The sequence below is a fragment of the uncultured Bacteroides sp. genome, assembly GCF_910585845.1.
Classification (GTDB): Bacteria; Bacteroidota; Bacteroidia; order Bacteroidales; family Bacteroidaceae; genus Bacteroides.
Window position 1 is genome coordinate 18,835 of sequence record NZ_CAJUHF010000024.1, and the last position, 24,284, is coordinate 43,118.

27 protein-coding genes and 1 tRNA gene are annotated in these 24,284 nt (G+C 45.2%); 12 read left to right on the top strand and 16 right to left on the bottom strand.

Annotated features, from left to right (window positions below):
- Nucleotides 1-16: 16 nt before the first annotated feature.
- From QZ323_RS08445 to QZ323_RS08470, 6 genes are all read right to left on the bottom strand, one after another.
- Nucleotides 17-760 (bottom strand): DUF4252 domain-containing protein, encoded by a 744-nt coding sequence (locus QZ323_RS08445; RefSeq protein WP_294634163.1) that lies wholly within the window; start codon nt 758-760, stop codon nt 17-19.
- A 6-nt stretch (nt 761-766) separates the two neighbouring features.
- Complete coding sequence (locus QZ323_RS08450; RefSeq protein ID WP_294634164.1) at nt 767-1,294, bottom strand: hypothetical protein; 528 nt, start codon at nt 1,292-1,294, stop codon at nt 767-769.
- Nucleotides 1,284-1,790 carry an RNA polymerase sigma factor gene (locus tag QZ323_RS08455; protein WP_294634165.1) on the bottom strand — a complete coding sequence of 169 codons (507 nt, stop codon included), beginning with the start codon at nt 1,788-1,790 and terminating at the stop codon, nt 1,284-1,286. The genes QZ323_RS08450 and QZ323_RS08455 overlap by 11 nt, the downstream gene beginning before the upstream one ends.
- A gap of 210 nt (nt 1,791-2,000) precedes the next feature.
- Entirely contained in the window at nt 2,001-3,077 is a 1,077-nt protein-coding gene (locus QZ323_RS08460; protein WP_294634166.1) for a YeiH family protein, read from the bottom strand.
- Between the two features lie 118 nt (nt 3,078-3,195).
- Nucleotides 3,196-4,092: a LysR family transcriptional regulator gene (locus QZ323_RS08465; RefSeq protein ID WP_294634167.1), complete on the bottom strand. Its 897-nt coding sequence runs from the start codon at nt 4,090-4,092 to the stop codon at nt 3,196-3,198.
- A 51-nt stretch (nt 4,093-4,143) separates the two neighbouring features.
- On the bottom strand, nt 4,144-4,746 hold the full coding sequence (locus QZ323_RS08470; protein ID WP_294634168.1) for a DUF6621 family protein: 603 nt from the start codon (nt 4,744-4,746) through the stop codon (nt 4,144-4,146).
- A 691-nt stretch (nt 4,747-5,437) separates the two neighbouring features.
- Here QZ323_RS08470 and clpB point away from each other — a divergent pair.
- Entirely contained in the window at nt 5,438-8,026 is a 2,589-nt protein-coding gene (clpB, locus tag QZ323_RS08475; RefSeq protein WP_294634169.1) for an ATP-dependent chaperone ClpB, read from the top strand.
- 129 nt (nt 8,027-8,155) lie between these two features.
- Here the strand turns inward: clpB and QZ323_RS08480 are convergent, their stop codons facing one another.
- Genes QZ323_RS08480 through nusB form a run of 5 tightly spaced genes read right to left on the bottom strand, consistent with a single transcriptional unit; the run spans nt 8,156 to nt 11,543 of the window.
- Nucleotides 8,156-8,575, bottom strand: coding sequence for a DUF5606 domain-containing protein (locus QZ323_RS08480; RefSeq protein ID WP_294634170.1), 420 nt, complete (start codon nt 8,573-8,575; stop codon nt 8,156-8,158).
- Between the two features lie 30 nt (nt 8,576-8,605).
- Entirely contained in the window at nt 8,606-9,220 is a 615-nt protein-coding gene (coaE, locus tag QZ323_RS08485) for a dephospho-CoA kinase (RefSeq protein ID WP_294634171.1), read from the bottom strand.
- Nucleotides 9,210-10,226, bottom strand: a complete 1,017-nt coding sequence (locus QZ323_RS08490; protein ID WP_294634172.1) for a CdaR family protein — start codon at nt 10,224-10,226, stop codon at nt 9,210-9,212. The genes coaE and QZ323_RS08490 overlap by 11 nt, the downstream gene beginning before the upstream one ends.
- Nucleotides 10,227-10,244: 18 nt before the next feature.
- Entirely contained in the window at nt 10,245-10,577 is a 333-nt protein-coding gene (gene yajC / locus QZ323_RS08495; RefSeq protein WP_294634173.1) for a preprotein translocase subunit YajC, read from the bottom strand.
- A 39-nt stretch (nt 10,578-10,616) separates the two neighbouring features.
- Nucleotides 10,617-11,543 carry a transcription antitermination factor NusB gene (gene nusB, locus QZ323_RS08500; RefSeq protein WP_294634174.1) on the bottom strand — a complete coding sequence of 309 codons (927 nt, stop codon included), beginning with the start codon at nt 11,541-11,543 and terminating at the stop codon, nt 10,617-10,619.
- Nucleotides 11,544-11,718: 175 nt separating this feature from the next.
- Between nusB and QZ323_RS08505 the strand changes: the two genes are divergently transcribed.
- The 5 genes from QZ323_RS08505 to QZ323_RS08525 all read left to right on the top strand — a co-directional run bounded on the left by QZ323_RS08505 (nt 11,719) and on the right by QZ323_RS08525 (nt 15,123).
- A complete protein-coding gene (locus tag QZ323_RS08505; RefSeq protein ID WP_294634175.1) occupies nt 11,719-12,141 on the top strand; it encodes a DUF3276 family protein in 423 nt (140 codons plus the stop codon).
- A gap of 138 nt (nt 12,142-12,279) precedes the next feature.
- A complete protein-coding gene (locus QZ323_RS08510) occupies nt 12,280-12,870 on the top strand; it encodes a 50S ribosomal protein L25/general stress protein Ctc (RefSeq protein WP_294634176.1) in 591 nt (196 codons plus the stop codon).
- A 186-nt stretch (nt 12,871-13,056) separates the two neighbouring features.
- On the top strand, nt 13,057-13,620 hold the full coding sequence (pth, locus tag QZ323_RS08515; RefSeq protein ID WP_294634177.1) for an aminoacyl-tRNA hydrolase: 564 nt from the start codon (nt 13,057-13,059) through the stop codon (nt 13,618-13,620).
- Nucleotides 13,621-13,697: 77 nt separating this feature from the next.
- On the top strand, nt 13,698-14,117 hold the full coding sequence (locus tag QZ323_RS08520) for an RNA-binding S4 domain-containing protein (RefSeq protein WP_294634178.1): 420 nt from the start codon (nt 13,698-13,700) through the stop codon (nt 14,115-14,117).
- Nucleotides 14,118-14,136: 19 nt separating this feature from the next.
- Nucleotides 14,137-15,123, top strand: a complete 987-nt coding sequence (locus QZ323_RS08525; RefSeq protein ID WP_294634179.1) for a Gfo/Idh/MocA family oxidoreductase — start codon at nt 14,137-14,139, stop codon at nt 15,121-15,123.
- Nucleotides 15,124-15,488: 365 nt separating this feature from the next.
- Here the strand turns inward: QZ323_RS08525 and QZ323_RS08530 are convergent, their stop codons facing one another.
- From QZ323_RS08530 to QZ323_RS08540, 3 genes are all read right to left on the bottom strand, one after another.
- Nucleotides 15,489-15,914 (bottom strand): HIT family protein, encoded by a 426-nt coding sequence (locus QZ323_RS08530; protein ID WP_294634180.1) that lies wholly within the window; start codon nt 15,912-15,914, stop codon nt 15,489-15,491.
- A gap of 52 nt (nt 15,915-15,966) precedes the next feature.
- Nucleotides 15,967-18,237 (bottom strand): cation:proton antiporter, encoded by a 2,271-nt coding sequence (locus QZ323_RS08535; RefSeq protein ID WP_294634181.1) that lies wholly within the window; start codon nt 18,235-18,237, stop codon nt 15,967-15,969.
- A 129-nt stretch (nt 18,238-18,366) separates the two neighbouring features.
- Nucleotides 18,367-18,440, bottom strand: a tRNA-Thr gene (locus QZ323_RS08540).
- A gap of 242 nt (nt 18,441-18,682) precedes the next feature.
- Between QZ323_RS08540 and QZ323_RS08545 the strand changes: the two genes are divergently transcribed.
- From QZ323_RS08545 to QZ323_RS08570, 6 genes are all read left to right on the top strand, one after another.
- The gene (locus QZ323_RS08545) at nt 18,683-19,231 is read left to right on the top strand and encodes a DUF4199 domain-containing protein (protein ID WP_294634182.1); all 549 of its coding nucleotides are present in this window, start codon (nt 18,683-18,685) and stop codon (nt 19,229-19,231) included.
- A 62-nt stretch (nt 19,232-19,293) separates the two neighbouring features.
- Nucleotides 19,294-20,247, top strand: a complete 954-nt coding sequence (locus QZ323_RS08550) for a glycosyltransferase family 2 protein (protein ID WP_294634183.1) — start codon at nt 19,294-19,296, stop codon at nt 20,245-20,247.
- Between the two features lie 4 nt (nt 20,248-20,251).
- Nucleotides 20,252-20,752 (top strand): DUF6452 family protein, encoded by a 501-nt coding sequence (locus tag QZ323_RS08555; protein WP_294634184.1) that lies wholly within the window; start codon nt 20,252-20,254, stop codon nt 20,750-20,752.
- A complete protein-coding gene (locus tag QZ323_RS08560) occupies nt 20,715-21,479 on the top strand; it encodes a DUF6048 family protein (protein WP_294634185.1) in 765 nt (254 codons plus the stop codon). Before QZ323_RS08555 ends, QZ323_RS08560 begins: the two co-directional genes overlap by 38 nt.
- Nucleotides 21,480-21,482: 3 nt before the next feature.
- Entirely contained in the window at nt 21,483-22,064 is a 582-nt protein-coding gene (locus tag QZ323_RS08565) for a manganese efflux pump MntP family protein (RefSeq protein WP_294634186.1), read from the top strand.
- A 9-nt stretch (nt 22,065-22,073) separates the two neighbouring features.
- Nucleotides 22,074-23,093 carry an FAD:protein FMN transferase gene (locus QZ323_RS08570; RefSeq protein WP_294634187.1) on the top strand — a complete coding sequence of 340 codons (1,020 nt, stop codon included), beginning with the start codon at nt 22,074-22,076 and terminating at the stop codon, nt 23,091-23,093.
- 36 nt (nt 23,094-23,129) lie between these two features.
- On the opposite strand, the gene QZ323_RS08575 is transcribed toward QZ323_RS08570, so the two are convergent.
- Nucleotides 23,130-23,498: a DMT family protein gene (locus tag QZ323_RS08575; RefSeq protein WP_294634188.1), complete on the bottom strand. Its 369-nt coding sequence runs from the start codon at nt 23,496-23,498 to the stop codon at nt 23,130-23,132.
- Between the two features lie 24 nt (nt 23,499-23,522).
- Nucleotides 23,523-24,281, bottom strand: a complete 759-nt coding sequence (locus QZ323_RS08580; RefSeq protein ID WP_294634189.1) for an ATP-binding protein — start codon at nt 24,279-24,281, stop codon at nt 23,523-23,525.
- Nucleotides 24,282-24,284 lie beyond the last annotated feature (3 nt).

The following is a 24,284-nucleotide window of genomic DNA, read 5'->3' on the forward strand; positions in this document are numbered from 1 at the left end:
CCTATCAGCTGACGCTTCACTCCCAGTTCTTAAAACGCTCTTCCAGCATCTCCATGCTCTTTTCAAAGCGCTTCCACTGATCAGCATTCATCCGCTTTTTCAGATATTCGCTATCTTTCAATTTAGTTATGTCTTTCAGGCTCTCCAATCCTTTTAGGCCCTCCAGGTTCTTCAGATTCTCCAGACCTTCCAATCCTTTCAGTTCTTCCAGTCCCTTTAGGCCGCCCCATATATCAGCACTACCCAAGGTGCTATTGCCATCAATGTAATAGATGCTACCACCCTCGTTCATGCTGGTATTCTGATACATCATGATGTTCTGAATGTCTTTCAGAGTCATCTCTCCCACCAAATAAATGAACTTCAAGGTAGCGGCACCGTCGATAATCATGATCAGCTCCTTCACTTTGTCGCCCTTCCTATTGATGTAGAACTCGGAACTTGAGACGTTTCCTTTCTGCTTCATCAACAGTTCATATTTGGAAGCCTGCACCAGCGTACGCAAGTCCTTACGCATGTCCTTCTTGACAATGTTGTCCATCGTAGAAAGAATCTGCACACAATCCAACTGACCGGACACCTTTCCTATATAGATATCCTTCGTGAAGAGATTGGAGTTCATTTCGATCATTGCCTTCGAGATATAGACCGAAGAGACTCCTTTCATGTCATTGTAAGTATTGAATATGTTTTTCTGCGCATGGCAGAGCAGGGGTAACATCAGCAACACACCTGCCAATAAGATCTTGTTGAGTTTCATAATCGTTTATCTTTGTATTTCCTTTTTCACTTCTTGCACCACTTTCCTCATATCAGCCTGAGTCTCTTCCACCTGCGTGATGCCTTGGTTTAGGTTGGTTGAGACCTCTATCAGCGTTGCCTGTAGCACGCGATAGGCTTCTTCCGGATCGGAGAATGTATCTTGTGGCGTAGGCACGCAGACATCATGCCTCATCCAACCGACTCCATAGCCGATGCCGACAAGCAACAATACGGTAGCGGCAACGCCCCTGATCCAACGCCAGTTGCGTTTGGCCCTGTTCACACGGAAGAAATGACGTTCTTCTTCCGCCTTTTCATCAATCAGCAGGGTCAGTTTGTCTTCCAATCCCGCAGGTACCTTCATATCCATTTCTGCCGCCTGACAAAGGGTGAGAAAAATCTCTTTCTCCTTCAGCAGCCGTTCGGGAACCTCCTTTGTCCTGAAATAATCTCTCAGCGCCTCTTCTTGGCTCTCGGTAGTGTTCCCCTCATAAAACTCGGCGAGTAGCCTTTCAATTTCCTCAACTTTCATTGTTATTCCATTTATTAAATTCCTCACGTATCTTCTTCCTCGCCCGGGACAGCAGTACACGGACGTTCGTAGCATTCAGACCGGTCAGCCGTTCTATCTCCTCGTAAGAACAACCTTTGACGTCACGCAGATTCACAATCCGTTGCTGTTGCTCAGGCAGATGGGAAATGATGTCTTTCACTTGCCGTACTTCGTCGCGCATTTCCAGATTGTCTGTTTGAGAGACGTCCTGTATGGCGGTCAACTCTATCGTCTGCCTGGACAAGAGGTACTTTCCCGAACGAAGCAAGTCAAAGCACATGTTCTTCACCAGAGTGACACTGAATGCTTCCGGATTGCTGATAGCCGTCAGCCCTTCGCGCTTGTCCCACAGCTTCAGATAGGCTTCCTGCACCAAGTCTTCCGCATCCGCCGCGTTCTCCAGCAGGCGGTAGGCTACGCAGTATAACTTGCGGTGATAGGGCAAAAACTCTTTTTTAAAATGCTCAGCATCCATCGGCTTTTCTGTATCTCGATCCTGTTTATTTATGGTATTTGCTGATTAGACGTACGAAGGCGGTATTTTGTTACAGGAAAGAGAGAAAAAAAATCGCTCCTGCCAGTTTCATGAACTTGCAGGAGCGAAATGCCTTCATCTGAGATGCAGATGCTTTTTACCCGAAAGGCAGACGGTCTTTTCCGCACAAGCCTCTTCCGAAGAGAGGAATTATGCCAATACGGGTACCAGATATTTAGTCAGCAGATAGCCTCCGCCCACCAGCCAGATGTAGAGAAGGAAAGCCAAGACAAACGGTTTGGCACCTGCCTGTTTGAACTTGTCAATGCTGGTGTCTGTTCCCAGTGCCGTCATTGCCATGGTCAGCATAAAGGTGTCAATGTATTCTATCGCACCATTCAGAGGGATGTCTTTCACAGTCTCCGCCCCCGTCAGGTATTGCAAGAGGGAGTTCAGACAGATGATGCCAATGAAACCAAACGCGAACCAAGGGATAGTAATCTTGCTCTTCACCGGACGACCCTCGGCGTCTGCACGCTTACGCCCTGCCAAGGCAAAACTCATGATGACCAATACGGGCGCCAACATCATCACGCGTATCATCTTGGTAATCGTAGCCGGACCAGCAATACCCAGAGCATCCGTTGGGTCCATCGCATTGCCTGCACCTGCCACGTGGGCTACTTCGTGCAGGGTACTTCCCGTATAAATGGCCACTCCCATGTTGCCCAGCCCGTCAAGCAGTCCGGCGCGATACATGATGGGGTATAAGAACATGGAAATCGTACCGAATATAACTACCGTAGAGACGGCAATGGCTGTCTTATGCCCTTCACATCTCACCACCGGCTCGGCACCCAGCACGGCTGCCGCACCGCAGATGGCACTGCCGGTAGAAGTCATCAGTGCCGTATCTTTATCTATCTTCAGCAGACGGCCGAACCAAATACCCAGAAATATGGTGCCTGCAACGATAATCGTATCAATGACCACCGCCGGAAGCCCCACTTCTGCCACCTGCGTCAGTGTCAGGCGAAACCCATACAACACGATGCCGGCACGCAGCACTTGCTTGGTACAGAACTTGATGCCTGGCACCCACGTCTCCGGCAAGCGGTTGCGAAGACTGTTGGCATACACCATACCCAGGATGATGCCGACGATGAGCGGACTGAATGACAGGCTCTTTACGAAGGGAATATCAGCTATGTAGAAAGCTGAAAAAGAAAATAAGGCAATCAGCAAAATACCATGCAGGGTGTTGCCTCTGTTTCCATGACTGAACATATTGTTTTGATTTAGTATGAATAATATTTATGTTTTAACTGGTGCAAAGATAAACCTTTCCATCTGTCTATGCTATTTCCATCTGATTATACATGATAACCGAAAGTAATAATTGCCACTAAAGCGTCCGGCTATGGTGTATGGCAAACTGCATGAAAGCGGGCACAAGGCCACTCTCCTGCCCTTGCTGACGGACAAAGCAGAAGTCACGGAGCATGGAAATATCCTTCAGTTCCACCACACGGAAGGTCCCTGCCGCCAGCTCCTTGCAAATAGAACGGATAGAGATGATGCCCATGCAGTCGGTGCTCTCTAAAAAGAGTTTGATGCTTTCTGTACTGCCGAGATACATCAGCACATGAAGCGCAGAAAGCTTGATGTTATGCTGAGACAGGGCGCGTTCTATGACGTCGAGCGTGCCGGAGCCTCGTTCGCGGAGGACAAGAGGAATGTCCGTCAAATCTTCGGGAGCCAGTTCGTCGGAAACGGAAAGCTTGCTCTTGGCATGTACTACGGCAACCAGTTCATCTTCCAGAAACGGAGTATATTTCAGGTTGGGCGAACGGTGGACACCTTCCACCAGTCCCAAATCGATACGATGTTCCTGCAAAGCAGTCTCTACCTCACGCGAGTTCCCGTTCATCAACGAAAGGTTTACCTGCGGAAACTTCTTGATGAACCGGGCAAGCAAAGGAGGCAAAACGTACTGGGCTATCGTAGTACTGGCTCCCAAACGCAACTCTCCCGTATATTCGTTATTCAGCAGATGCATCTCATACTCCAGCCGTTTGTAGTCTTCCAGAATCCGGTCGCAATGTTCCAACAGTAATTTGCCGGATTCTGTCAGGCTGATTTTGTTGCCTTGTCTGTCAAACAGACGTGTCTGATAGGCACTCTCCAGCTCTTGTATATGCTTTGTGATGGCAGGCTGACTGACGAACAGCTCCTGCGAGGCTTTCGTGAAGCTCAGATTCTTCGCTACGGACCGGAAAACTCTTAAACGAAAATCGGACACAACGGTAATAGGAATTAAATGTTAATAATAGAGATGTTCAGTCACAATGCATTATTTCAGTTCTTCAGCCTTAATACCCAAAGCCCGCATCACGGAGTATCCCAACGAATCCCACCGGCATGCCGACGGGTGTTGTAACTTGTCCATACTGAACAAAAACACTTCTTTGGCTTTCTCGGGAGTTCTTTCTTTCAGGTTCTCGTTCAGGATATCCGTCAGTTTACCGCCATAGTTCTCCACCGAAGGCACCAACATCAGCCGTTTCACATCAGCAGAATTCAAAGCGATCGTCAAGAGGTCAAGATAGAGGTTCTCGCGTGAAACAAATCCTTCAGAAGAAACGGAGGTAAAGGATAATTCGCCCAATGAATTGGAAATCCCCACACCGTTCAAGTCGTTTTTCAAGTCGGATGGGTCGCAATGAGACAACGAACCAGCCTGTCCGTCATAGACAAACAGCACTTCTATCTGATTACCACCCTCGCGGACGCCGGAATCCAATGCCACGTAAGTAGCCCACTCTTCCACATAAATGTCCTGCAATGGACGATTCAGCTGCATCTCAAAGTATTTCTTCATTCCTCCAACCACGGCATTAAAACATGCCACATCTACTAATATCACGTTCTCTGCGAGCTTTATATCATCAGTCATAACATTTTCTTTTTTACATTCGAGCGATAAAGATACAATAATACTTTCATCCATGCATGCGATTTACTTAAAATTTGCATGTTACGGAACGGTTCCTCCACTTAAAGTGAGGTAGAGAAGAAAAGAATTAGAGAGGTTAAAAGAGTTAGAGAATTAACAAGGAGTTATCAGCCGATCTCTCGGCTTAAGAGTTTAAACCGAGAGCTTTATTAAGTGGAGAACCATATTAAGTGGAAAGTAGAAAATGGAGAATGGAGAGCTAATGCATAAGGGAATAAAACCGTATGAGTCCCTATGCAAAGGAGTATCTTATGCCTTACAAAGATATTTTTCCTAGAATAAAAACTCTATCTCAGCCCGCGAGATGTACATCTCAGCAGGCGAGATTTGTATCTCGCGAACTGAGATGTACATCTCGCCTGCTGAGATTAACTTTTCTCCCTAAGTCTAACCACTTCTCTCAGTATGCGAAATGGTTTCGTTTGCCGTCTCTTTCATCTTTATTACGTATATATAATATATAAGAAAGCCTCCTATATAGCTGGATAAGTATCATATCGTCACTCAGGAGAGACATTTTGTCATCTCACAGCTCCTTTTTGCTGTAATTTTGTCATAAATAAGCAATTGGCAAATCTTTTGCGCCTCGTCAGGTGTTATTGAAAAAGAAAAAAGAAAGGAGACATCAAATATGAATTTCAACAACTTTACCATCAAATCGCAAGAAGCGGTACAAGAAGCGCTGAACCTCGCCCAAAGTCGCGGGCAGCAAGCCATTGAACCGGTTCATGTGATGAAGGGAGTGATGAAGGTGGGCGAGAACGTCACTAACTTCATCTTCCAGAAGTTGGGCATGAACGGACCGCAAATAGCCATCGTGCTTGACAAGCAAACGGATTCCCTGCCTAAAGTTTCGGGCGGAGAACCTTACCTGAGCCGTGAAACAAACGACGTATTCCAAAAAGCGACACAGTATTCCAAGGAAATGGGCGACGAATTCGTTTCACTGGAACATCTGTTGCTGGCGTTGCTCACCGTAAAAAGCACCGTCTCCACCATCCTGAAAGATGCGGGAATGACGGAACGCGAATTGCGAAATGCCATCACCGAACTGCGGAAAGGTGAAAAGGTGACGTCACAATCCAGCGAAGATACTTATCAGTCATTGGAGAAGTATGCCATCAACCTGAACGAGGCTGCGCGAAGCGGCAAGCTCGACCCTGTTATCGGACGCGATGAAGAGATTCGCCGAGTACTCCAGATCCTGAGCCGCCGCACCAAGAACAACCCTATATTAATAGGTGAACCGGGTACCGGAAAGACTGCCATTGTAGAAGGGCTTGCCCACCGTATCCTGCGCGGCGACGTTCCTGAAAACCTGAAAAACAAACAGGTCTATTCGTTGGACATGGGTGCACTGGTGGCAGGTGCAAAGTACAAAGGCGAGTTCGAAGAGCGCCTGAAGGCAGTCATCAATGAAGTGAAGAAATCGGATGGAGACATCATTCTGTTCATTGACGAAATACACACCTTGGTGGGTGCCGGAAAGGGAGAAGGAGCAATGGATGCCGCCAACATCCTGAAACCGGCACTGGCACGTGGCGAGTTGAGAAGCATCGGCGCCACCACCCTCGACGAATACCAGAAATATTTCGAAAAGGACAAGGCACTGGAACGCCGTTTCCAAATCGTCTATGTGAATGAACCAGACACGTTGAGCACCATTTCCATCCTGCGCGGATTGAAGGAACGTTACGAGAACCATCACCACGTCCGTATCAAAGATGACGCCATCATTGCTGCCGTAGAACTGAGTAACCGCTATATCACAGACCGTTTCTTGCCGGACAAAGCCATCGACCTGATGGATGAGGCTGCCGCCAAACTCCGTATGGAAGTCGACTCTGTTCCGGAAGAGTTGGATGAGATCTCACGCAAAATCAAACAGCTGGAGATTGAACGCGAAGCCATCAAACGGGAGAATGACCAACCGAAGTTGGAACGTATCGGCAAAGAGCTTGCCGAACTGAAAGAGCAGGAGAAGTCATACAAGGCAAAATGGCAAAGCGAAAAGACTTTAGTCAACCGGATACAGCAGAATAAGATAGAAATAGAGAACCTGAAGTTCGAAGCCGACAAAGCGGAACGCGAAGGAGACTACGGTAAAGTGGCAGAAATCCGTTACGGCAAGTTGCAGGCTCTGAACCGGGAGATTGAAGATACCCAAAAGGAGTTACATGCCATGCAGGGCGACAAAGCCATGATCAAGGAAGAAGTGGATGCCGAAGATATTGCAGATGTAGTATCCCGCTGGACCGGAATTCCCGTTAGCAAGATGCTGCAAAGCGAAAAGGAGAAATTGCTGCATCTGGAAGACGAGCTTCACCAGCGTGTCATCGGACAAGATGAAGCCATCCAAGCCGTGTCGGATGCTGTCAGACGTAGCCGCGCGGGCCTGCAAGACCCCAAACGTCCTATCGGTTCGTTCATTTTCCTCGGAACAACAGGTGTAGGTAAAACGGAACTTGCCAAGGCACTTGCCGAGTTTCTCTTCGACGACGAGAGCATGATGACACGTATCGACATGAGCGAATATCAGGAGAAGCATAGTGTATCGCGCCTGGTCGGAGCGCCTCCGGGATATGTAGGCTACGATGAAGGTGGTCAGTTAACAGAAGCTATTCGCCGGAAACCTTACTCTGTCGTACTGTTCGACGAAATTGAGAAAGCCCATCCGGATGTTTTCAACATCCTGCTGCAAGTGCTGGACGACGGACGGCTGACTGACAATAAAGGACGTGTGGTGAACTTCAAGAACACTCTCATCATCATGACCTCCAACATGGGAAGTGCATACATCCAAAGCCAAATGGAGAAACTGAACGGTAACAACAAGGAGCAAGTGATTGAAGAGACGAAAAATGAAGTGATGAATATGCTGAAGAAGACTATTCGTCCGGAGTTCCTGAACCGTATAGACGAGACCATTATGTTCTTGCCTCTCAACGAAAGTGAGATAAAACAGATTGTGACACTACAGATCAAGAATGTGCAGAAGATGCTCGCCCGAAATGGCGTGGAACTGGTATTGACAGAGAAGGCTATAGAATTCCTGACGAAAGTGGGATATGATCCGGAGTTTGGTGCCCGTCCTGTGAAACGAGCCATACAGCACTATCTGCTGAACGATTTGTCGAAGAAGTTATTGGCACAAGAAGTGGATCGCAACAAACCCATTACTGTAGATGCCGACAACAAAACATTGGTTTTCAATAACTGACTTCAGACATTTAGAGCCTGTTTAAATTTTGTTCAGCCTTCTTTTTGAAGAAAATTAAAACTGGCTCTTACATGATAAAAAAGAAAAAGGAGGGTGAACATTCCTTCATCCTCCTTTTTTCTTTTTTTATCAAGCTTCTTCTTCTGATGTCTCTGCGGCATCTTCAAAATCTGTCATTCCACAGGATACCAGCAAGTTGTACCAAGAAATAAGTTTCTTTATATCCGTCACGTAAACACGATCACGGTCAAAGTTAGGCAATACTTCCGCCAAATAAGCACGAAGTTCGTCAGCAGTGGCTTTCTTTAAATCAATTGCCACAGCCGCGCCATTCTCCTTTGTCTTCATGGCAAGAAAGACATTCTTCAAAGGCACATCTTCCGTATCTGTATACATGGCTATATCACTCAGAGAGATTATTTTTTCATTGCCATAGGCAGGAAAACGCCTTTTATCCATAAGAGACTCAACAATCAGCATATTTCTACCTTGCGAAACAAGTTTATACAACCCCGGCTTACCGGAGATAGACAAAATAGTCTTCAACATAGTATATTCTATTTTTTATTAGTAATGTTTTTATTTTTTCGATGGGCAAAGGTAATCAATATTTTTAGATAGAGAAGTCATTACTCCTAAAACCTGCGGAATTAACGGAGTTTCACCATCGTTTACAATTACAAAATTGGCCCTGTCGCGCTTCTCTTCATCGCTCATCTGACTACGAATACGACGTTCCACCAAATCCCGCAAAGCAGCATCCCGCCGCATGGCACGTGCTATACGCACTTCCTCAGAGGCATAAACCATCATCACGACATCCACTTCATCAGAGAAACCGGATTCAATCAGTATGGCAGACTCCATCGCCACAATTGGACAAGCAGAATGCCTTCCTACCCAATTGCGGAAATCATCGCGCACTCGCGGATGAATAATACCATTCACCGTATGGATATGTTCCGGATTGCCAAAAATATAAGAAGCGAGCAAAGGTCTGTTCAACTCCCCTCCCACATAAACTTCTTCGCCCAGCAAAGCTATCAGTTCCCTACGAATCGAAGGATCTGAAACAGTCAGACGTTTCGATTCCGTATCAGAGATGTAAACGGGTATCCCCATCACCTCCAAGAGGCGGGAAACTACACTTTTTCCACTGCCGATTCCCCCAGTTATACCTATTTTAATTGCCATATTCAGGAGATACTTGTTCGATAAGAAAATCAACTTGCTCCGGAGTAATACGAACCTGGTTAACTCCTTTCGGTAACGATTTCAATTTCACTGTGTACTTATCCGACCCCAGCTTCAATAGTTCTTCATAAGAAACATGCACATGAAAATCATTTGCCGATATCTGTCTGAAACGACTTAATCCCACCTGAAAAGTAACATTCACCTTGGAAGGAAATGCACGCAACACTTTACCTGCCGGGAAATTGATACCCAGCAACGGCACTTCCACTGTTTTCTCAGTATAAATATCCACCGGAAAAACGATTTCTACCGAAGCTGGTGAAAACTTGACTCCCTTCTGTCCAAGCAAGACAACCTGTTGTTTCAATGTGTCAGAGATGTCTTCGAACTTCACAGGTTGAGTGTAAGCAACAGTTATGGTGTCCAACACTCCTTTCGGAGCATAAGCAAGTACAGAATCAGGTTTGCAGATCGTATCGGAAATATAATATTGCCGACCGGCACTCACCGTTCCCTGCAACTTGACCGGCACCAATTTAGAGTCTCCCGTAGAATAAATATACTCCAACGTATCCGGCTTTACGGAAAGCAATTTGGTAGATATGTTCAACTGGCTAAGCAATCTCTTCTCAAATTGTGAAGAGTAAATACGGACATGACTATCCTTCCCTTTATAATCGGAAAAATCAAGAGTAAGAGGAAAGAAACTCTTTCCTAACATGTAATTGAGCAATACTGTCCCCTTGTCTTTTACCCGAATATACAATTCAGATGGTGGTTCGGAAGTAATGACTACATCATCAGGCACACCTTTCAGACGTACCGGAATTGAGAATTCAGTCTCATAATCATTATTCAGCGTTTGAAGTAACCAGAACCCACTCGCAACAAAGAAAAAAAATAAAAAAATTAAGAACTCCCTGCTCTTGTCACTGAGCAGAAAGTCCTTAACTTTTCTTACTGTAGTCAAATATATACGTTGTATGTTCCTACGATTAATCATAGGCTCACCTTTTCATATTTATTTAGCAGTCTGATTGCCATTCACATCAGCAGCCGCCGCAAATATTGAATTCTTGTCTATTCTGATCTTGACACCAGAAGCTATCTCAAGCAGGATATCATTGTCGTTAATCTCCTTAACCACACCATGAATACCACCGGCAGTAATCACTTTCTGATTTACCTGCAATGATTTACGAAAGTTTGCAATCTCTTTCTGCTTCTTGTTCTGTGGACGAATCATAAAGAAATACATGATGGCAAACATGGCTATTAACATAATCCACATCATGCTTCCATTAGCTCCTGCCGCAGGGGGAGCCTGCAGAAAAAATACAGTCATTAAATTCATAATTTATTCAGTTTTAATTTTTAATACTCAACAAAGGTATCAGTTTTTCGTCAACTTACCCTCTTTTTTCAATTGATTAACTATTCCGTCCAACGTACCATTGACAAAGCTTCCGCTTTTTATCGTACTATAAACCTTAGCTATCTCAACATACTCATTCAACGAAACACTCACCGGAATGTTCGGGAAACTTAAAATTTCGGCTAATGCACACTGCATGACCACCACATCCATAAAGGCGACACGGTCCAAATCCCAATTACGCGTATTTTCACTAATCAGATGACGATAATAATCACAATTCAATATAGTGCGACGGAACAACCTGCGTGCGAACTCCTGGTCTTCTTCATCCTTGAACTCCGGCAACAAAGTCTGATTGGCACCGTTCTTTTCTTCGAAACGCTTAATAGTCTTCAGCACAAAAGTGTCCACAATCTCTTTATCGTCATTCCAATAAAGACTCTGATCCTCAAGTAATGCATCCAATCTCTCATTATTGAAAACAAACGTCTTGTAGAGTTTCCTCCATAATTCACGGTCGGCTTCGTATGATCTATCAGCCGAAGCCATATATTCCTTATATATATCGGAAGCTATAATCTTCTCATACAATCCCTTGATAAAATCCTCATCGTTATCCCAAGAACGCTTCTGATTGGCAGCGAAATCAAGCAACTGCTTGTTCACCTCCAATTGAGAAATGAACTTGTTTTCTACGAATTTCATGTTGGGATACAACTCCTCGGCAGTCGGAGCAAACTTAGCTTTTGCAGCATCAATACGTTTTTGTGCGTAGGTCGTCAGAGCTACCATCAACATCAGCAGATAATTATAAAGGTCGTAGGCTTTGGAAAGACTAAAGAACAACTCTTTCTCCGCTGAGTCTAAATTTTTACTGCCATTTTGATAATAAGCGTATACAATCTGTATAATCTTAAGACGAATAAGAACTCTGTTTATCATAAATCTATTTAATCGTTACAGTTTTAACGAATGCAAAAGTAGATATTTTTAATGAGTTTACGCAAATAAATCACATTTTTTAATGCAGATATTCATTATCCGGGCATTTTCTTTTGACAATTTAAAAAAAATCTTCAATTTTGAAGCCAAAATAAAAAGAGACCTATTAGAAAATATGGAAGAGTTAAAAAAGAAAAACAGTGCAGACCTGAATGATAAAGAGATTGTATTCTCAAAACCCATTAAGGCAGGTAAACGAATCTATTATCTGGACGTAAAGAAGAACAGAAAAGACGAAATGTTTCTCGCCATCACCGAAAGCAAAAAAATTGTAAACGGTGAAGGTGAAGATGCACAGGTAAGTTTTGAAAAGCATAAGATATTCTTATATAAGGAGGATTTCGATAAGTTCATCAACGGTCTGATGGAAGCGGTTGACTTTATTAAAGAAAGGGAAACACCAGAAAACGAAAGTGACACGGACGAGGAGATCGAAAATGGTGCCAATGGCAAGACAGTCTCTACTTCGACGTCTCAAACGGACGAAAAAGAGATAAAGTTGGATGAAGAAATCAAGATTGACATCGATTTTGAATAGACAACTCTTTGATTATTCAAAAAGAAGCTGTATTTTTGCACCGCTTTTTGAAACATCGTATGGTAAATCCATATCGTGTGATGGTGAATTAAGCAACCTAATAACTTAATTTAGAGTAACACAAAAAAAATTAAAAGAATGAGATCTATTGAAGTAAAAGGTACTGCAAGAACTATTGCAGAACGTTCTTCGGAACAAGCAAGAGCTTTGAAAGCTATTCGTAAAAACAATGGTGTACCCTGCGTACTCTACGGAGCAGGTGAAAACGTTCACTTCACTGTGCCCGCTGAAGGTCTGCGCAACTTGGTTTACACACCGCACATTTATGTAGTAGACCTGATCATCGATGGTAAAAAAGTCAATGCCATCATGAAAGATATCCAATTCCACCCCGTAAAAGATACAATCCTGCATGTTGACTTCTATCAGATTGATGAGGCTAAACCCATTGTAATGGAAGTTCCCGTACAGATGGAAGGTTTGGCAGAAGGTGTGAAAGCCGGTGGTAAGTTGGTACTGCAAATGCGTAAACTGAAAGTTAAAGCTTTATACAACGTTATTCCTGAAAGATTGATCGTAAACGTTGCTCACTTAGGACTGGGTAAAACTGTCAAAGTTGGCGAACTGAAGTATGAAGGCTTGGAATTGATGAATGCTAAAGAAGCTGTTGTATGCGCCGTTAAGCTGACTCGTGCTGCAAGAGGTGCTGCTGCTAACGCCGGCAACTAATCGGGCGTTCTCTCAAGAGAATAATAAAATTCCGGAATGCGGATTAACGCAGACAACGCAGATGAATCAATCCGCGGACTGCGATAATCCGCATTCTTTTTTGATAGACATCAAGAAGTAAATGGAGTTCCGGAAGCAACATGTTCGTTACACACCATTTTATAAGAAATATAATTCTTCAAAGAAATGAAATATTTGATTGTTGGATTAGGAAATATCGGACCCGAATATCACGAGACACGCCATAATATAGGCTTCATGGTAGTAGATGCACTGGCTAAAGAAGCTGGTATTTCCTTTGCAGACAAACGTTATGGCTTTACCGCCACTCTATCCGTCAAAGGGCGTCAACTACTGTTATTGAAACCTTCTACATTTATGAACCTCAGTGGAAACGCTGTACGTTATTGGATGCAGAAAGAAAATATTCCACTGGAAAATGTGTTGATTATAGTAGATGACCTTGCCCTACCATTCGGCTCTTTACGCCTGAAAGGAAGAGGCAGCGATGCCGGTCACAACGGCCTTAAACACATTGCCGCTACCTTAGGGACCCAAAACTATGCGCGGCTACGTTTCGGTATTGGGAATGAATTTCCCCGAGGTGGTCAGATTGACTATGTGCTGGGACACTTCACCGAAGAGGACTGGAAAACCATGGACGAGCGTCTGAAAACAGCCGGAGAAATAGTTAAAAGCTTTTGCTTGGCTGGAATCAATATCACTATGAATCAATTTAATAAAAAATAGTTTCTCTTGAGCAACCGGAAGGTAATGGACACTTGCAGTCAACTAATTAACTACAGCATACTTACAACCAAAACAATATGAGTGAAGCAAGAATAGATAAATGGATGTGGGCTGTACGCATTTTCAAGACGCGTACTATCGCAGCCGAAGCATGCAAGAAGGGGCGAATAAATATCAACGGTGCATTGGCAAAGGCTGCCCGTACTGTGAAACCAGGAGATGTGATACAAGTACGGAAGCCTCCTATCACCTACTCTTTCAAAGTCCTGCAACCCATCGAGAAACGTGTCAGCGCAAAGTTGGTGGCAGAAATGATGGAGAACGTAACAACTCCAGACCAATATGAATTGTTGGAGATGAGCCGCATCAGTGGCTTTGTGAACCGCGCTAAAGGAACCGGACGTCCTACCAAGAAAGATCGCCGGAATTTGGAAGAGTTCACCACTCCTGAATTTACAGATGACTTCGACTTTGAATTTGACTTCGAAGAAGAATAAAGAAAGAAATAATATGAGTATGAGTGTAAAAAAAGTAAAATGGGGATTTATCGGATGCGGCGAAGTAACCAAATACAAAAGCGGCCCCGCCTTCCAAAAAGTGGAAGGTTCGGAAGTGATTGCTGTCATGAGCCGCGATGGTGCCAAAGCCAAGGCATATGCCAAAGAGAGAGGCATCCCCAAATGGTATGACGATGCACAGGAATTGATTGATGACGAGGAAGTAAATGCTATCTATATCGCCACACCCCCCTCTTCACACGCCACTTATGCCATTATGGCAATGAAAGCCGGCAAACCAGTCTACATAGAAAAACCGATGGCAGTGACATACGAAGAATGCTGCCGTATCAATCGCATATCCAACGAAACCGGCGTTCCATGCTTTGTCGCCTATTATCGCCGTTACCTACCTTACTTCCTGAAAGTGAAAGAATTGGCGGAGAGTGGCACGATTGGTAATATCATCAATATACAGATACGTTTTGCCCAACCACCCAGAGCCTTGGATTACAACAAAGAGAACCTGCCTTGGCGCGTACAACCCGACATTGCAGGAGGCGGCTACTTCTACGACTTGGCTCCACACCAGATAGACCTGTTGCAAGACATGTTCGGCTGCATTCTCGAAGCCAGCGGATATAAGAGTAATCGTGGCGGACTTTATCCGGCAGAAGACACCTTAAGTGCCTGCTTCCAATTCGACAGCGGACTGGTAGGCAGTGGTTCGTGGTGCTTCGTAGCACATGATTCAGCACGAGAAGACCGTATAGAGATCATCGGAGACAAAGGAATGATCTGCTTTTCTGTATTTACCTATGAACCCATTGCACTGCATACGGAAAAAGGAAGAGAAGAAATCCCCGTCGCTAATCCGGAACATGTGCAACAACCGCTAATCCAGGCTGTTGTCGATCATCTCTTAGGAAAATCCATCTGTACTTGCGACGGCACCAGTGCCACATTGACGAACTGGGTTATGGATAAGATATTAAATAAGTTATAAGAACCCGTTTACATCCTACTCACCAAACAGGCTCAAAAGAACGTTGGACAAAATCCAAGCAGGCTCAAAAAAAAAGAACCCATCCGACATTCGGATTGCCCCAAACTCCGATAATCTATATTGAATTATCAATGCTTAGGGAAGTCTTATAAATTACTGATTATCAGAATAGCCCAACAACCTGCATTCACTACCGTACTGAAGCCCATTCAGTACGGTACTTAATCGTATTCAATACGGTACTGAATGGGCTGTAGTATACGACTTATCCGGAATTCGTCCGGTTTGTCTATCTTCTTTTAAAAGTATATACAGGCAGAATGCAGTAGAAACAACATCGTTCTCTTTGAGGAAGCATCTATTGCTTAAAGATATTTCTTTACCGCCTCAATCAACTCCTGATATTCAGCATCCGTCAGATATACCTTTCCCGGATTCATCTGGAACGTACCTCCATAATCAGGACCGTCTACATACTTCGGGGCAAGATGGAAATGAAGATGAGACAGTTTATCGGAATAAGCACCATAATTAATCTTTTCGGGATTAAACGCCTGCTGCATGGCACGGGTAACACGGGTAACGTCTTCCATAAAGGCATTACGGTCTTCATCACTCAACTCATTCAAATCGTTCACGTGGTCCTTGTATGCTACGAGGCAACGTCCTCTATAAGTCTGTTCCTTAAATAAAAATACGCGAGATACACTCAATTCTGCAAATTCAATCATCAGATTGTGCAATGTCTCATTGTTCTGACAATACAGACATTCTTTCGGGTCACTTCTCATGATACTATTAGTTTATTATTTATTTACGGAGCAAAGATAACTCTTTCCAAGCTCATTCCATATCAATATTTTCATTCTTTTGACCGACAAGTTCATACACATCGACATTTTCTCCTACTACCCAAACAACATCACCCTCCATAAACGGTTCGTGCGGATCGGGCGCATGCAAAGCTTCACCTTCTCTTTCCACTCCCGCAATCAGGCAACGATACCGTTCACGAATACCCGACTCACGCAGCGTCTTACCCAAGAACGGAGAATCGGCTGTGATACAAAACTGCCGTAAAATCATCTCACTCTTCTCTATGACATCCGCCTCTAGTGCAGCAGCCTTATCCATCGCCTCCCCAAAGAGATTCAACTCCTCATCTGTCGCTATGACCTGTATCTTGTCTTCTGGGAAAAGACGCATGGAAGCACCGGGAATATTAATCCGCTTCCGCCCACGAAGGATAGAGACGACATGCACACCATATTGTTTCCCGAAGTTAAGTTCGGCAAGCGTTTTTCCTGCCCACTCGGACTCACCGGGTATTATAAAGTCAGTCAGATGCAAATCGCGAGACAACAAACGTCCTGCATACTCAGGCTTCTTCTCACCCAAATACTCGGCACGCATATCTCGAGAGCGCAAATTCTGGAAAAACTTTCGCTCTATCATAATGGATTGTTTCTTTAACTGACGAGAAAGAATCATCATCGTAACCAATAGAACCGCCACCCCCAGCAGCAAGCCTACAGAAATCTCAAACAGACCCGCTATCACAAACATCACAAACGAAACCGCTATCAAGATACGTATGACAATCGTTGCAACCAATGGCGCCCTGTTTGCACGATTGTCATTCCACAACGTGACAAACTCTATCGAATGGTTTTTCTTAATCATGATAGCCCGCAAGAAAGGAGCTATAAACAGAATGACAACCACAGCAGACAACAGCCGTCCCCAGATTCCGGGCAGATGCGCTTGGAACAAAGGAACCAAAAAGCGAAAAGAGAGGGCTACGACTGCTATGCTGACAATGGAATAGACAATCGTAATCCGCGTCAAAGCAAACATAAGCTTCTTCCACAAACTCTCATGATTCATGGTCCGGGAACCGGAAGCATAGCGGTCCAGGAAATTCATCCAACGCTCCGGCAGATGGCTATCGACAAAGTTAGATGCCGGTTCCGCCAAGCGAATCATATAAGGCGTCAGGAAAGTGGTGATGACCGAAACTGCCACAACAATAGGATACAAGAAATCGCTCGTCACATGAAGCGAAACTCCCAGTGAAGCTATGATGAAAGCAAATTCCCCAATCTGCGTCAAACTGAATCCACACTGCATCGCCGTCTTCAACGGTTGCCCGGAGAGCAGCACACCCAACGTTCCGAACAGGGACTGCCCCAAGATGACTGCCAAAGTAATCACAATAATAGGAAGCGCATACTCCACAATCATAGCAGGATTGACCATCATACCCACAGATACAAAAAATACGGCACCAAAAAGATCCTTCACCGGTTTCACCAGCCGTTCAATACTTTCCGCCTCCACTGTCTCTGCAAGGATAGAGCCCATTATGAAAGCCCCGAATGCGGCAGAAAAGCCCGTATGTGCCGCCATGACCACCATACCGAAACAGAGGCCGAGCGAGACAATCAGCAAGGTTTCCTCACTCATCAGCTTACGACAACGCTTCAGCAGTTCCGGTATCAGATAGATACCCACAACGAACCACAGAATCAGGAAGAAGAGCAGTTTCCCAATGCTTTCCAACATTTCCGTTCCCTCAAAATTGTGTCTCACCGCCATAGTGGAAAGCATTACCATCAGAACGATAGCAAGAATATCTTCAAGTATCAGTACACTGAGCACAATTCCGGTAAACTGTTTCTTGCGCATGCCCAAGTCGTCAAAAGCCTTATATATAATAGTAGTGGAAGACATGGCAATCATTCCTCCCAAAAAGATACTATCCATACGCTGCCACCCAAAACCAGTTCCGACAGCAATACCCAAAAGAATCATGCAGAATATGATTGTGCAGGCAGCAATGATGGCAGCCCCACCCACTTTGACTATTTTTTTGAAGCTAAACTCCAGTCCCAAAGCGAACAGAAGGAAAATCACTCCGATGTCTGCCCAAGTCTGTATGTTTGCCGTGTCCATAACCGAGGGAGTATATGGCATATGCGGACTGGCGAGAAAACCTGCCACCACATATCCTAATACTAACGGTTGTTTCAGTTTCTTGAACAATAGCGTCATGACACCCGCACAAATCAGTATCAGCGCCAAATCGTTTATTAAAGTAGCCAAATGTGACATATTATCCGTCTTTCTATGATTTTGCTGACAAAAGTAATAAATTCTACAGCAAAAAGCGATTATTTTCTCCGGAAAAAGAAAAAAAAGAGAGACGTATTCTCTTCTGGAATACGTCTCTCTTACTTCTTGAGCCTCTTGTCGGATTCGAACCAACGACCCCGAGATTACAAATCACGTGCTCTGGCCAACTGAGCTAAAGAGGCGGGGTGGGCAAGCTTACTATATCGCGCCGCTACAACCAACTACCTTTGCTGCGATCAAGCCCTGGAGGATTCGAAGGGAGCTGGCCGTATAGGACTTACCCGTATTTCTTGTTTGCGGGTGCAAAGGTAGGCATTTTTATTAAACCTGCAATAGTTTACCCAAACTTTTTTCAACTTTAACAAGAATACAACTGCTACAAACAATATTATTTATACCTTTGCGCCCATATTTTTAATGAGAGATGACAGAAAATAGAGGTAACTTACAACAATATGCCATGCTGTTCGGCACCTACATGGGAGGATTCTGGATTTTGAAATTCATTCTGTTCCCTTTGGGATTGACCGTACCGTTCTTGCTTTTCCTGTTTTGGGGACTGACGATATGTGTTCCGTTCATGGCATATTATTATGTACGCATGTATCGCAACCATGCATGCGGCGGCTCCATCAGCTTCTTCCACGGATGGATATTTACCATATTCATGTACATGTTTGCCGCATTGCTGGCGGCAGTGGCACACTACGTCTATTTTGAGTATATAGACCAAGGTTTCGTGTGCAACACAATAGAGAATGTATTGAATGAAGGTATAAGACAAAACATCCTTCCCAATAACTCCACCCTGACGATGTACAAGGAATACATCAATGAACTGCGCTCTTTGTCGTCTATCGAAATCTGCATGCAACTCATGTCGATGAATGCATTCTACGGCTCTCTCGTAGCGATTCTTATTGCCCTGTTCGTCATGAAGCGTCCGCCAAGCACTCCCGCTTCCGCGGAGTAGGACGCCAGAAGGAGAATTAAAAGTATTTTCAACCGCTAACTATTAAATTGTAAACAAGATATATGGATATTTCAGTTGTCGTTCCTTTGTATAATGAAGAAGAATCTCTTCCCGAACTGTACGCACGGATTGAGCGGGTCATGAAGGTAAACGGTTTTTCATACGAAGTGATTTTCGTGAATGACGGTAGTACCGACCGTTCCTGGCAGATTATTGAAGAACTAAGCCAAAAATCGGATGTAGTGCATGGCATTAAATTCCGCCGTAACTATGGTAAGTCGCCCGCTTTATTCTGTGGTTTTGAAAAAGCGCAGGGAGACGTGGTCATCACAATGGATGCCGACCTGCAGGATAGTCCCGACGAGATTCCTGAACTCTACCGCATGATAACCGAAGAGGGATACGACCTAGTGTCCGGCTGGAAAATGAAACGCTACGACCCACTGTCGAAAACCATTCCGACCAAGTTGTTCAATGCCACCGCACGAAGAGTATCACACATCCACAACCTGCACGACTTCAACTGCGGACTGAAAGCCTACCGGAAAGAGGTGGTGAAGACCATTGAAGTATATGGGGAAATGCATCGTTACATCCCCTATCTCGCCAAGAATGCAGGATTCAATAAGATTGGAGAAAAAGTAGTGCAACATCAGGCACGCAAATTCGGCAAGACGAAGTTCGGGGGGATAAACCGGTTCTTCAACGGATATCTGGATTTGATTTCCTTGTGGTTCCTGTCTACTTTCGGAGTAAAACCGATGCACTTTTTCGGTCTGTTGGGGTCGCTGATGTTCGTTATCGGCTTTATCTCGGTGATCATTGTGGGCGTTACAAAGATGTATTACATGCACAACGGAATGCCTTACCGCTTAGTGACGGATTCTCCTTACTTCTACCTGTCGCTGACCTCCATGATTATCGGAACCCAACTGTTCCTTGCGGGCTTTTTGGGTGAACTCATCTCACGCAATGCTCCCGAACGAAACAAGTATCAAATAGAAAAAACAATATAAGGTCATGAAAAAATTAGTAAAACTGATGTTGCTTTGCCTGATCGCATACCCCATTGCCGGCATCATCACTTCGTGTTCGGAAGAGGAGGATTGCTCAATGAACGCACGCCCGATGATGACATGCTACCTCTACACGATAGACAGCGAAATCAACAGAGTATTGAACGATACCCTCGATTCGCTGACCATCACAGCCATAGGCACGGACTCCATCATTCTGAACAACGAGAAAGATGTGCACAAGCTGTCATTACCGTTGCGCTATACAGCCGACTCCACGGTACTGGTATTCCACTACAGTAAAAGGCCTGAGATAAAGAAAGATACCATTATCATCTATCAGAAGAACACCCCCTATTTTCTTTCGATGGACTGCGGCTATCAGATGAAGCAAAGCATCACGGGCAAAGAATACAGCCGTCACATTCTTGACTCCATACATATTCAAACTCAAGAAGTTAGTATCAATGAAACGGAAAATCTCAAGCTCTTTTATCGCAATTAGCCTGGTGGCGGCTTGCCTGCTGACGGGGCTTCCGGTGCAAGCGCAGAACCGCAACCAGTCTCCTGCCTCCCAGCCAGCCCCAAAGGAGCAAAAAAGTACGGATGAAGTAAGTTTTCCGCTCTACAACGGGATAAACGTCAGCGTAGATCTATGGGGCATCGGAAGCAAGGTGCTCGGAGAAGACTTCCTCAGTTCGGAAGTGGCTGTCGATGTCAATCTGAAGAACCGCTATTTTCCAGTAGTGGAACTGGGTTACGGTGGTACTGATACCTGGAATGACTATGGCACGCACTACAAAAGCAATGCGCCCTATTTCCGCATCGGCATGAATTATAATGCTTTCTACAAAAAGAAATTCGATAACTACCTGTTTGTAGGCCTACGCTATGCCATAAGCAGCTTCAAGTATGACATCGAAGCGCTTTCCGTCAGCGACCCCATCTATGGCGGAGAAACCGGAAATCCCAACCAACCGGACGACATCTGGGGCGGCAACGTTCCTTTTGACCATAAGCTGAAAGGCACGATGCAATGGTGCGAGCTCTATGCAGGCATCCGTGCACACATCTGGAAACGGCTCTACATGGGCTGGGGAGTACGTTTCAAGTTTCGCCTCAGTTCATCCAACGGCGAATATGGAAACCCATGGTACGTGCCGGGATTTGGGAAATATGATTCAAAAGCAATGGGCATAACCTATACAATCACTTATAAACTACCTTTCTAAATTATGACCGGATTAGAAATTTGGCTGCTTGCCTTAGGCCTTGCAATGGATTGCTTTGCCATTTCCATAGCCAGCGGCATTTTATTGAAACATACGCAGTGGCGTCCCATGTTTATCATGGCCTTTTTCTTTGGATTGTTTCAGGCTGTCATGCCACTTTTGGGATGGAGAGGTGCCAGCACGTTCAGCCATCTGATAGCAGAACTGGATCATTGGATCGCTTTTGCCATCCTTGCTTTCTTAGGCGGACGCATGGTCAAGGAATCATTCAAAGATGAAGAATGCAAAGAAGAATTTGACCCGAAAAACCTGAAAGTGGTGTTGGCACTGGCCGTGGCAACCAGCATCGACGCATTGGCTATCGGCGTATCGTTTGCCTTCTTGGGCATACAGCATTTCTCGGAGATATTGGCGCCCGTATCTATCATCGGCTTTGTCTCCTTCGCAATGTCTATGATAGGACTGATGTTCGGCATCCGTTTCGGTTGCGGCATCGCACAGAAACTGCGTGCAGAGTTATGGGGAGGCATCATCCTGATTCTTATCGGAGTAAAAATATTAGTGGAACATCTATTTTTCGGTTAATCACGCTTTATGGAAAAGAAGGCACAACAAAATTTTTTATGGATTGCCCTGCTTCTATTGGGCACCATCTGGATACTGGCACGCCACAACCGGATCGTACCTTACCACTCTACGGACGGACTGATATTCGGCACAATGTATAGAATCACTTATCAGTATGATGGCGACCTGAGCGGCGAAATCAAGGACGAGTTGAGACGCTTTGACGGTTCACTGTCTCCCTTCAACGATACGGCTACCATTACGCGAATCAACCGCAACGAGGACATTGTGCCCGATACCCTCTTCACCAATGTCTTCAAACGCAGCATGGAGATCTCCAAAGAGACAAACGGTGCATTCGATATCACAGTAGCCCCGTTGGTAAATGCATGGGGATTCGGCTTCAAGAAGGGTATGTTTCCGGATTCGTTGCAGGTAGACAGCCTGTTGGAGATAACCGGATACACCAAAGTCACCCTTTCGGTAGACAACAAAGTGGTGAAACAGGATGAGCGCATAATGCTTTCGTGCAGTGCCATTGCCAAGGGATATGCAGTAGACGTCATTGCCAACCTGCTTGCCAAGAAAGGGGTCGGGAGTTTCATGATAGACATAGGCGGTGAAATCGTGGCACGTGGCACGAATCCTCAGAAACGACCGTGGAGAATCGGCATCAATAAGCCGGTGGACGATTCACTGTCCATCAACCAAGAGCTGCAAATGGTGCTGAACATCACCGATGTAGGTATTGCCACCTCGGGAAACTACCGTAACTTCTATCACAAGAACGGAAAGAAGTATGCACATACGATAGACCCTCGAACGGGCTACCCCGTGCAGCACAACATTCTGTCCGCCACCGTGATAGCCAAGGACTGCATGACGGCCGATGCGTACGCCACCGCGTTCATGGTCATGGGCCTGGAAGAGGCGGAACGCTTTGTCAACGCCCATCCGGACATCGACGCCTGCTTCATCTATACGGATGAAAAAGGAAATCCCGGCGTCTACTCTACCAAGGGAATGGAAAAATGGATAAGCGACTGATAACGGACGGACAGCGACGGGCAAACGAGCATACGCCTATTTGCAGAAGACAAAGTAGACCGCCAGTACCAGACAAACGAATGCGGCAAGATGGTTCCAGCCGAGGCTTTCGCCCTTGAAGAGGACTGTAGTGAATACAGTAAAGACAACCAGAGTAATCACTTCTTGGATAATCTTCAACTGAATCAGCGAGAAAGGACCGCCATTGCCGGCGAATCCGATGCGGTTGGCCGGAACCATGCAACAATATTCCGCAAGGGCTATGCTCCACGAGAATAAGATGATGGCATAAAGGGGCCAGTTTGTGCTCACTTTCATTTCCTGTAGTTTCAGGTGACCATACCAAGCAAAAGTCATAAAGATATTAGAGGAAATCAAGAGCAAGATAGTATAAAGTCCTTTCATATGGGCAGTAAGTTTATTAAGTAATTATTCATCTGATTTATCTTTCTTGTTAGGAAGCAACTCTTCCTGCACATTAGTCATGCTTCCCCAAAGGCTGTAACGGGCTTCCGGATTCATCGCTTCCAACTGACGTAACACCTCTTTCATATCACTACGATGGGACTGCTCCTCGTACGGACAGTTCTTCACCAGCTTGCGATACCCCCTGAGCAGTGCCAGTGCCGCCAGATCGGATTCATGCACCAGACACATGGGACGGATGATCGTCATGTCAAACTTCTTCATCACCAGGCACGGAGGCATGGAACTGAATGTGCCCTGAAAGGTGATGTTCATCAGCAGGGTCTCCAGAATGTCATCCATGTGATGTCCCAATGCGATCTTGTTGCATCCATGCTCCTTGGCTATGGTAAAGAGTGCCTTACGCCGGTTCCACGAACAGAGGAAGCAGGGCGATTTGCGTGTATCCGTACTGGCGTCGAACTCCGTCTCGTATAGGACGAAAGGCAATCCCCACGCCTCCACATATTCCTTCAAATAGGCCATATCGCTTTGGTAAGGGATATTCTTCATGACCACATGCGCCACTACGACCGAAAAACGGGGCTTATAGATGCGGGCACGTTTTGCCAACAGTTCCACTAGCGCCAAAGAGTCCTTGCCGCCGGAAAGCCCGACCAGGATCTTGTCGCCATCTTCTATCAGGCCATATTCCACCACTCCTTTGCTAAACCGCTTCTCGATGCGGCGAATGATTTTCTCTTCTTCTGCCAATTCTGCCATAAT